This is a genomic window from Kitasatospora sp. NPDC085879, from assembly GCF_040686255.1.
In the GTDB taxonomy this organism is placed as follows: domain Bacteria; phylum Actinomycetota; class Actinomycetes; order Streptomycetales; family Streptomycetaceae; genus Kitasatospora.
Window position 1 is genome coordinate 1 of the sequence record NZ_JBFBJZ010000135.1, and the last position, 9071, is coordinate 9071.

The following is a 9071-nucleotide window of genomic DNA, read 5'->3' on the forward strand; positions in this document are numbered from 1 at the left end:
CCAGACGGTAACGGCCAGGCCATGACCGGAATCCAGGGTGTAGGAGTCCACTTCGGCGGGTTTCTGCCCGGCGCCGCCACCACGGCAGGGCCGGCGCTGGTCATGCGGAGGCGCGGGAGCCAATGGCGATCCTTCGGTTGAAGGTGGCTGGGTGGGAGGGGCCGCGGGCGCACCGCTCCATGCGACATCGGAGGGGTGCGCCGCGGCCGGTCGGCGGGGGCCGGGTAGGGATCAGACCGCCGAGGCCAGGCGCTGCTCCCAGCGCAGGCAGGCTTCCTCGCCGAGGTGGCGCCGTACGGCGTCGCCGCGGCGCCAGGTGAGCGGGCCGTCCAGGGCGTCGAGCATCCGAGCGGCGGCGACCACCCCCGCGAGGGTCTGGCCGGGCTTGAAGGTGTGGCCGATCCGGCGCTCCAGGTCCACGTACACCGTGGGAATGGGCAGGCCGAGGGCGAAGCACACCCGGGTGGCTAGCACGAGCGCGGCGTCCGGCGCCAAGATGCAGTAGGCACACGAGAGACGCTCGAGGCCGGTGTCGTAGATCGGGTGGTACTCCAGGCCGTTGTCGCTGATCTCCGACCACACGTCCGTCGTGGACAGGTGATGGATGATGTTCCACGTCAGCACGAGGCGCTTGCCGCTGCTGGCGCGGGAGTCGAGGGACAGCACAGCCTTCTTGGCCCGGGCCGCCGACTCGCCCCCGCGGACGCCGTAGATCGACACGATCAGCGCCTGGTCGTCCAACCCGAGCGCGGCCGTGATCTGCGTGTAGATGGGGGCCAGCTCGTCGCGCTTCAGCGACGATGTGCACAGCCGGCGCTTCGCGTCAGGGAACATGCCGCGCTTCTCGACCATCCCGACGAAGCCGCCGTCGGCGGCGACGACCAGGAACCTCAGGCCGTAGCGCTCGGCCTGCCGCTGCGCCAACTCCCGAACACCAGGCCACTCGGTGTCGGGCCCGAGGTCGGCGTGGACGACGACCAGCTTGTGCAGGCACCCTGCGCGCTTCGCGGCCTGGACCGCCCGGTGCAGTCCCACGACCGAGTCCTTGCCGGCCGAGCTGTGGTAGATCACTGCGTCGGCCCGCCGCATCAGCTCCGCGGGGTCGGCCGCGAGCTCCGCGAGGACGGCATCGGCAGCCAGCCGCGCGGAACCCCGGAAGGCGCCACTGCGGCATGTCCGCCACGCCGCCCGCCAGGCGGCCTGCTGCGCCTTCGCCCTGCTCCGTGCAGAGCGCAGACGGGCGTGGTCGGTGCGGGGGTCATGGCCGGCCTTGGGCTGCCGGCGGGTCGCGTTGCGGGCGGTGCGCACGGCACCGCTGGTCTGGATACCCAGCCTGAGCTGGTCCAGCAGCGTCTGGACGGGATCGGACACGGGACTCTCCATGGGTAATGCTCCAGGGGAGCAGGGTGGGAGACGCCGACTGGAGGCCGAGGTCAGCGCCGGGCGAGCCAGCCGGCCACTGCCTTGGCGCACAGGGCGGCATCCGTGGCGCAGTCGGCGCCGAGGCCGAGGTAGAGAGGTTCACCGACGGGGCGTCCGGCGTCGTCGCAGAGCCAGGCCGTGAAGGTTTCCTCGTGGTCCTGCGGGTGCCGCTGCGTGTGCTCCCCGGCAGCGATGCCGATGTGGCAGCCGGCGAGGGGCTCGTCCGGCACCGGTCCAAGAGGCACGACGACGTAGTGGGTGCCGCCGCCGCTGTTCGTGAAGGAGTTGGTGACGCCGTACGCCCGCAAGGCGGCGTGCAGCACGTGAGCCTCGGTCGGCGCCGGGGCGGCGGTGGCCCGCAGCCGGTACCAACTCGCCGCGCTGACGGCGTAGAACGCGCCGCCCAGGTCGCGCAACAACCGAAAGCCATCAGCACCGCGCGCGGCCAGGTACCGGCGAGCCTGACGGCGGCTGACGGTACCGAACTCCACGACACCGGAACCGGAGAAGCCCCCTTCCCGTGCCAGGTGATCTCGTAGCCCGGGGCGGTCACCTGCGCCAGGAGCGCTGTCCCCCTCAAGGTGCGCGGGTCGGTGATCCCGCAGTCCTGATGCGTGCCATCGGCGCGGACCGTCTGGCGGGCGGCGGCAGCCACGACAGAGCGGGCACGGACGAGAGCCAGCGCGTCCCACTCGGCGTCGCCACCTTCGGCGAGCCGCCACGCCTGGTGCGCGGCGCCGGCGGCCGCCTCTGCCTGATCCAGGCGCTGCTGCGCCGGCATCGCGCGCTCGCCGGGAGCCGTGGACGCCCTCATACGCGCTCTCCGTTGACGAAGACCTCGACCTCGATACCGCTGATGCCGACGCGGGAGACACCGGCGAGCTCACGGGCGTAGGCCAGCGCGTCAGGGCGCTGCTCGGTGGGCCTGAGCTCGTCGGTCCAGGAGGCGTCCCCCGAGGGGTAGCCGAGGTCCCGGTCGTCGTTTGTGGACGTGTGCATGCGCGCGTAGGTGGGGCTGCCGCTGATGCTGATGCGCATCCAGGCGGGGGAGTTCATGGTCTGCGAAGTCCTTCCGGGGTCCCGGCGCCGATGCGAAAGCCGGATCGGGCGGCCGGGTCGACTGGTGTGGAGGGGGCGCGGGGCTGCTCGCCCACTGCGGTGCGGTGCGGTCCGGCACGGAGCCCCGCCGAATAACAGCCAATCTACATCACTAATTGCCATCTTGCAATGCAGAGTCTACGCTCATGACGTCACCCTGACGAAATGCACGTGGTGGTGCGGGCACCGGACCTCCGTCCGAACGACGTCCAGCACACCCGTCGGATCCACGAGGAGACTTGATGCCGAACCGCCGCACCAGCACCCGCCGTTCCACATCGCCGATGCCGCGGCCGCTGCTGACCGAGATCCGCACCGACCGCGCCGCGGGCGTCCTTCTCGCCGCTGCGGCCGGCGATGCTCTCGGCGTCCACTACGAGGGCAAGGGCACGATGCGCCCCGACCAGCTGCCGAAGATGCTGGGCGGCGGCTACGGCCCGTACCGGCCCGGCGAGTACAGCGATGACACGCAGATGCAGTGGTGCATCGCCGACGTCGCCGCCACCGGCGCCGATCTGCGCAACCCGAACGCCCTGGACGCCATCGCGAACAACTTCCTGATCTGGCTGCGCGACGGAGCCACGGACGTCGGCATGCAGACCCGGACCGTCCTCGGCATGACCGAGCGGGCGCACGCCGAGTCCGACGAGCCGCTGCACCAGGTGATGACCCGCCAGGCCGCCGCCCAGTACAAGCGGACCGGCCTCGGCGCGGGCAACGGGGCCTTGATGCGGACCGGAATCGTCGCCCTCGCCTACCTGGACACCGACCCGCGCGCCATGGCCGGCGCCGCCCGCGCAGTCAGCGACCTGACCCACGGCGACCCGCTGAGTGCCGAGGCATGCATCCTGTGGTGCTCCGGCATCCGCACCGCCGTCCTCGATGGCACCGTCGACGGAGTCCGCGCCGGACTGGCCCTGCTCCCGGCAAACCGCCGCGCCCAGTGGTCCGCCTGGCTCGACGAGGCCGAGAACCGGCCCCCCGCGCAGCTTCGCCAGCAAGAACGGTTTCGTTGTCGTGGCGCTCCAGGCCGCCTGGGCCGCCATCACCCAGACCCCCGTGCCCGCAGATGACCCCGCCAACGGCTCGTTCGCCGGCGAGCACCTCCAGCTCGCCCTGGAGAATGCCGTACGCATCGGCCACGACACCGACACCGTCGCCGCGATCGCCGGAGCGCTTCTCGGTGCACGTTGGGGCGGGTCGGCAGTGCCGCTCAACTGGCAGCGCCTGATCCACGGATGGCCCAGCCAGGATGCCCCCGACCTGGTCAGCCTCGCGGTCCTGACGGTGAACAAAGGCCGTGACGACTCCAAGGGCTGGCCGAGGGTCGAGCGGATGCCGCACCCGCAGATCGGCGGACAGCCGTTCGCCGTCCTCCACCCGGACGACCCCGGACTGATCATCGGCAACCTCGCCCAGACCACCGTCGGCGGCCCCGCGCCGGTCGACGCAGTCGTCAGCCTCTGCCGCGTCGGATCCGGCCCGATCCTGACCCAGGCCGGTGTCGAGCACATCCGGGTCTGGCTGGTCGACCGCGCCGGAGCCAACGCGGACACCGCGTTCGTCGTCGACCAGGCCGCGCGCATCGTCCAGCAGCTGCGCCAGGAGGGGAAGCGGGTGTTCCTCCACTGCGTGGCCGGGCGCAGCCGCACCCCCGCCGTCGCCGCCCGGTACAGCTACCTGCTCACCGGCAAGAGTCCCGCTGACGCGCTCGCAGACGTGCATACGGCCCTGGGGTGGTGGCGGCTGGACCACAACCGCGATCTGTACGAGGCCGTCTACCGCCTCGGCGGACACCGGCCCCCGGCCCCCGCCCGCGTCGCTCGCCAGTCGGGCCCCGTCCGCTTCGACCAGCACACGCTCCTGGACTGGTAACAGCCGGCGCAACACCCTGGGAGCGTGCGGCGACGGACTACGTCGCCGCCTCGGCTGACGGGTGGCGAGTGAGGGTGTAGCCGATCTCGAAGGCTTCGGCGGACATGCGGGTGTCGTTGACCTCCAGCACGATGCCGGCGGGGCTGGTGGTGGTGCGAGTGATGCGCAGCAGGGGGACCCCTCGGGGGAGGTCGAGGTGTTCGGCCTCGCGGGGGGTGGGCATGGCGGCGCTGATGCTCTCGCTCCACTGCAGGGGGCCGTGGCCCATCTGCTCCAGCAGGTCATAGATGCCGCCGGGGCCGGTGTCGGCCTCGGCGAGGCGGGTGCCGCGGGCGAGGTCGGCGGGCAGGTAGCTGGTGGCGAGCTGGGTCGCCTGGCGTGTGTCGGGGCGGCCCATGAGCCGGTCGCGGATGAGGACGTCCTCGCCGGGGCGGTTGCCGAGCAGCGGGGCGATGTGGCGCGGGGCGGGCCCAAAGGAGACGGTGGGCTGCTCCAAGGCGATCCAGGGTTGGGCGGCGGGGTCGAAGTAGTAGCCGCGTTCGTCGCGGAAGGCCTGGCGGGCGCGTACGAGGCGTTGGCGGGCGGGGACGGGGCGGACCACGGTGCCGCGCCGGCGGACCGGTTCGACCAGGCCCTCGTTCTCCAGCTCGGCGACGGCTTCGCGGGCGGTCTGCTTGGCGATGCCGTAGGTCTGGGCGATCTCCTCAAGCTTCGGCAGCACGCTGCCCTCGGGGTAGTCGCCCCGCTCGATGGCGGCGCGCAGCTCGGCGGCGACCTGCCGGTAGGCGGGGTCGGTCATCTGGGTCCTCCTCGGCTTGCTTGCGTCAGCAGAACCATATAGGGCTAGGTCTATTGACACCCCGTCAGGCGCGAGGCAGAATAGTCCTAGTCCTATTGCTGGTCCTGCGATAGGTGCACATCCCTTGTTCCCCGGCCATCGCCACCAGTCTCCCTGCCATGCCCGCACGCCATCGCGTGCCCGGGCGGAGTGATGGCGGCGCCGACCGGGAGACCCGAAGGAGGGAAAGGTGCTGTGACCACCAACCCTGACTACTTCCGCAATCCGCCGCCGCGCCGCGTCGGGGCGCTCGGCTGGCTGGAGAGGCCGGACGGACACCTGGCCGTCATCCGCCGCTCCTACTGGAGCACGATCTCCCAGTGGGGCCTGCCCGGCGGGTCCGCCCCGCCGAACCACCACCCGCGCTCCGCACTGACGCTGGTCCTCGCGGCCAAGCTCAGCCTGCGCCTCACCCCGAACCGCAAGCTCGCCACTGACTACGCCCCGGCCAAGCCCGGCCAGTACGAGGGCACCAACGAGATCTACCACGTCCTCGTGCCCGAGGAAGCCGACGTCCAGCTCGCGGCCGACTCCGGCTACGTCGAACTGCGCTGGGTCACCGTCGAACAGGCCGTCGAGCTCGCCGTGGACCACGAACGCACACGCATCGAGCAGTGCGCGAAGGCGCTCGCCGACGGCTCCTACCGCGAGCTGCTCCTCGGGCTCCCGTTCCCTCACCCCACCACCCCCTGAACCTGGAGGACAGCATGTTCTTCCCGCACCCCGTCATCGAGCAGCTGACCCCCGCACAGGTTGAGCTCTGGGAGCAGCACTTCGCCGGTGACCGGCACGAGCGCCCGCGCAGCGTCGAGGAGGGCATCTGGCGCCGCACGCAGGAGCCCGCGAACGCCGAGCAGTCCGGCTGGTCCCAGGACGACCAGGGCCGCCGCCGCGTCGTCCACTACCACCTGAGCTACGGGATCAACTACGTGTTCCCCGAGCCGCGCCTCACGCTCGACAACCTCTACCTGATGGTGTCCCACCTCGCCCCGGCCGGTGAGATCGCCGAGTACCGCTCGAACCTGGAGCGGTGGCTCGCCGAGGGCCGCTGGCGCCAGCTGCAGGAAGACGCGTGGCAGAAGGGCGACCTGGTGCTGCACCTGGCGGAGTTCGACGAGCACCCGCAGGACCTGCGGGCCGGTCGCCCCACCCCCGACGGCTTCCGCTCCCTGGAAGCGGTGTTCACCAGCGACGGCCACGAGCTGCACCGCACCGTCCGCAACCTGCCCTGGGACGTCCTGACCGGCGGCATGCGGATCAAGGACCAGCGCGGCAACCCGACCATCGCCCCGGACCTGGCCGGCCTGCTGGAGGCCGGGCCGTTCATGGTCGAGGTCGGCTGCGGCACCTCGATCGAGGCCGGCATCCCGCCGCTGCACTTCCTCCACGAGGTGTACCGGGTGACGCAGCGCCGCAGCAACGAGTTCACCCAGTCCCACGCCTTCACCCTCTCGCCCGCAGCCGACTCGCTGGTGCGCGAGATGGTGGTCGGCGCCGACCTCAAGGCCCCCGACCTGGTGGCGATGTTCCGCGCCTGCTTCCTGGCCGAGCCGACCTACGCCCACCGCGCCCTCAAGGCGCTCGCGGACACCGGCCTGCTGGTCGGCCCCGTGCTGACCCACAACTTCGACCTCCTGGCCGCCCGGGCCGGACTCACCGAGCTGTTCCTGCGCCGCTACGACCAGAAGATCCCGCCGGTCGCCTTCGACCCGCGCGCGAAGGCGCTGCTGGTCATCGGACTGCACGCCGACCGGCGCGCGGTCCAGGCGCGCGCCCGCGAGCGCGGCATGCGCATCTTCTACGTCGACCCCGAGGGCCTGGAGGAGAACGGCGTCTTCAAGGAGTACCCCATCGAGGGCGCCCGGGACGGCGACGTGATCGTGCGCCAGGGCGCGATCGAGGCGCTCCGGCGGCTGTGCGACCTGGCCGGAGTCACGGTGTCGGACGAGGCCAGTGACGGCATGATCACCCGCTAGCGTCCGGGTGCGGCCCGGGCTTCCCGGGCCGCACCCCCAATTTGCCTCCCAAGCAAGGAGATTGACCAGCATGCGCGTTTCCGTGATCGGATGCGGCCACCTCGGAGCATCCCACGCCGCCGCGATGGCCGAGCTCGGCCACGAGGTGATCGGCGTCGAGATCGACCCCGGCAAGTGCGACATCCTCAACACCGGCAAGTCCTGGTTCTACGAGGCCGGCCTGGACGCCCTCCTCGCCCGCCACGTCCCGACCGGCCGGCTGCGCTTCACCACCGACCCCGCCGAGGCAGCCGCCCTCGCCGACCTGCACTTCATCGCCACTGGCACCCCGCTGCGCGAGGACGGCCGCGGCTACGACGCCTCCCAGGTCATCAGCGCCGTCGAGACCCTGGTCCCGCTCATCGACCGCCCGGCCACCATCGTCGGCAAGTCCACCGTCACCGTGGGCACCGTCGCCACCCTCCAGAACGTCATCACCGCGGGGGCCCGGGTCGGTGTGGAGCTGGTATGGAACCCGGAGTTCCTCCGCGAGGGCCACGCCGTCCAGGACTCGCTCTTCCCCGACCGGATCCTGGTCGGCCTCACCTCGCCGACCGCCCGGGCCGCGATCGAGGAGGTGTACGCGCCGATCATGGCCCGCGGCGACATCGAGATGGTCGTCACCGACCCGCAGACCGCCGAAGTCGCCAAGGCCGCCGCCAACTCCTTCCTCGCGGCCAAGATCAGCTACATCAACGCCGTCGCCGAGATCTGCGACCTGACCGGCGCCAACGTCGACGACGTCGCCCACGTCATGGGCATCGACAAGCGCATCGGACACGCCGGCATGCGCCCGGGCCTGGGCTACGGCGGCGGCTGCCTGCCCAAGGACGTCGCAGCCTTCGCCTACGCCGCCGAAGAGATGGGAGCCGCGGCGGCAGCCGGACTGCTCGACGCCGTCCAGGCCGTCAACCGCAGCCGCCAGCACGCCGCCGCCGCCCTCATCACCGCAGCCCTGCACGGCGAGCTCCACGGCCGCACGATCGCCTTCCTCGGCGGCGCCTTCAAAGCCGGCACCTCCGACGTCCGCGACAGCCCCGCGCTGCGTCTGGCTGATCTGCTGTACCAGCTCGGGGCCACCGTGCGCCTCTTCGACCCCGAGGCCCTCCACAACGCCCGCCGCACCCACCCCCACCTCGCCTTCGCCGACAGCGCCCTGGACGCCGCCCACGAAGCCGACCTGGTGGTCGTCGCCACCGAGTGGCCCGCCTTCGTGACGGACCCGAAGCTGCCTGCGGACGCTGCCGAACGCGTGAAGAACCGCACCGTGGTCGATGTCCGCAACGCCCTGGACGCCGGCCCGTGGCTCGCCACCGGCTGGACGGTCCACCAGCTGGGCCGCCCCACCCGCACCCCCGACGCCTGACCCCCGAACCCCAGAGGGAGAAGACCGTGAACGACCTCTTCCAGCAGATCCGCGAACTGCGCCTCCGCGACGAGCGGCGAAGCGGCGCGCCCGACCACGTGCAGGAACTCCTGCTGGTCACCAAGGTCGCCGAGGAGGCCTGCGAGGCCGGCGAGCTGTACCGGCGTTCCAAGGGCTGGGGGACCGACGGCCCGGTCACCGCGACCCGCCGAGAGGCGCAGCACGAGATGTGCGCGGCGATCATGGCCGGCCTGGTCGCCCTGGACCGGCTGTGCCCCGACGGCGACGCCGCCGAGGTCTGGGCCGACTACCTCGCCTACGGCTACGAGCGGGCCCGGCGGGAGAACACCGCAGCGGCCTGACCGCCCCAGCAGCACGGCGGGGGGCCGGGGGGGGGGGGAGAACCCCCCCCCCCCCCGCGCCCGGCGCGCCCCCCCCCCAAAACACAACCCACACA

Annotated in this window: 10 protein-coding genes; 6 read left to right on the plus strand and 4 right to left on the minus strand. The window is 72.0% G+C overall.

Annotated elements, in window-relative coordinates:
• Positions 1-231 precede the first annotated feature (231 nt).
• The 3 genes from AB0P35_RS40595 to AB0P35_RS40605 all read right to left on the minus strand — a co-directional run bounded on the left by AB0P35_RS40595 (position 232) and on the right by AB0P35_RS40605 (position 2478).
• Positions 232-1371 (minus strand): phosphoadenosine phosphosulfate reductase family protein, encoded by a 1140-nt coding sequence (locus tag AB0P35_RS40595; RefSeq protein ID WP_363521327.1) that lies wholly within the window; start codon positions 1369-1371, stop codon positions 232-234.
• Between the two features lie 62 nt (positions 1372-1433).
• Positions 1434-1838 (minus strand): hypothetical protein, encoded by a 405-nt coding sequence (locus AB0P35_RS40600; protein WP_363521330.1) that lies wholly within the window; start codon positions 1836-1838, stop codon positions 1434-1436.
• A 394-nt stretch (positions 1839-2232) separates the two neighbouring features.
• Positions 2233-2478 (minus strand): hypothetical protein, encoded by a 246-nt coding sequence (locus AB0P35_RS40605; RefSeq protein WP_363521333.1) that lies wholly within the window; start codon positions 2476-2478, stop codon positions 2233-2235.
• Positions 2479-2762: 284 nt separating this feature from the next.
• Between AB0P35_RS40605 and AB0P35_RS40610 the strand changes: the two genes are divergently transcribed.
• Both AB0P35_RS40610 and AB0P35_RS40615 read left to right on the plus strand, forming a co-directional pair.
• A complete protein-coding gene (locus AB0P35_RS40610) occupies positions 2763-3593 on the plus strand; it encodes an ADP-ribosylglycohydrolase family protein (RefSeq protein ID WP_363521335.1) in 831 nt (276 codons plus the stop codon).
• Positions 3538-4395, plus strand: a complete 858-nt coding sequence (locus AB0P35_RS40615; RefSeq protein WP_363521338.1) for an ADP-ribosylglycohydrolase family protein — start codon at positions 3538-3540, stop codon at positions 4393-4395. Before AB0P35_RS40610 ends, AB0P35_RS40615 begins: the two co-directional genes overlap by 56 nt.
• A gap of 37 nt (positions 4396-4432) precedes the next feature.
• On the opposite strand, the gene AB0P35_RS40620 is transcribed toward AB0P35_RS40615, so the two are convergent.
• Positions 4433-5194, minus strand: coding sequence for a GntR family transcriptional regulator (locus AB0P35_RS40620; protein ID WP_363521340.1), 762 nt, complete (start codon positions 5192-5194; stop codon positions 4433-4435).
• Positions 5195-5428: 234 nt separating this feature from the next.
• Here AB0P35_RS40620 and AB0P35_RS40625 point away from each other — a divergent pair, with 234 nt between their 5' ends.
• From AB0P35_RS40625 to AB0P35_RS40640, 4 genes are all read left to right on the plus strand, one after another.
• Entirely contained in the window at positions 5429-5926 is a 498-nt protein-coding gene (locus AB0P35_RS40625) for an NUDIX hydrolase (RefSeq protein ID WP_363521343.1), read from the plus strand.
• Positions 5927-5940: 14 nt separating this feature from the next.
• Entirely contained in the window at positions 5941-7209 is a 1269-nt protein-coding gene (locus AB0P35_RS40630) for a hypothetical protein (RefSeq protein ID WP_363521346.1), read from the plus strand.
• Between the two features lie 70 nt (positions 7210-7279).
• A complete protein-coding gene (locus AB0P35_RS40635; protein ID WP_363521349.1) occupies positions 7280-8614 on the plus strand; it encodes a UDP-glucose/GDP-mannose dehydrogenase family protein in 1335 nt (444 codons plus the stop codon).
• Positions 8615-8640: 26 nt separating this feature from the next.
• Complete coding sequence (locus AB0P35_RS40640; protein WP_363521352.1) at positions 8641-8976, plus strand: hypothetical protein; 336 nt, start codon at positions 8641-8643, stop codon at positions 8974-8976.
• Positions 8977-9071: the final 95 nt, after the last annotated feature.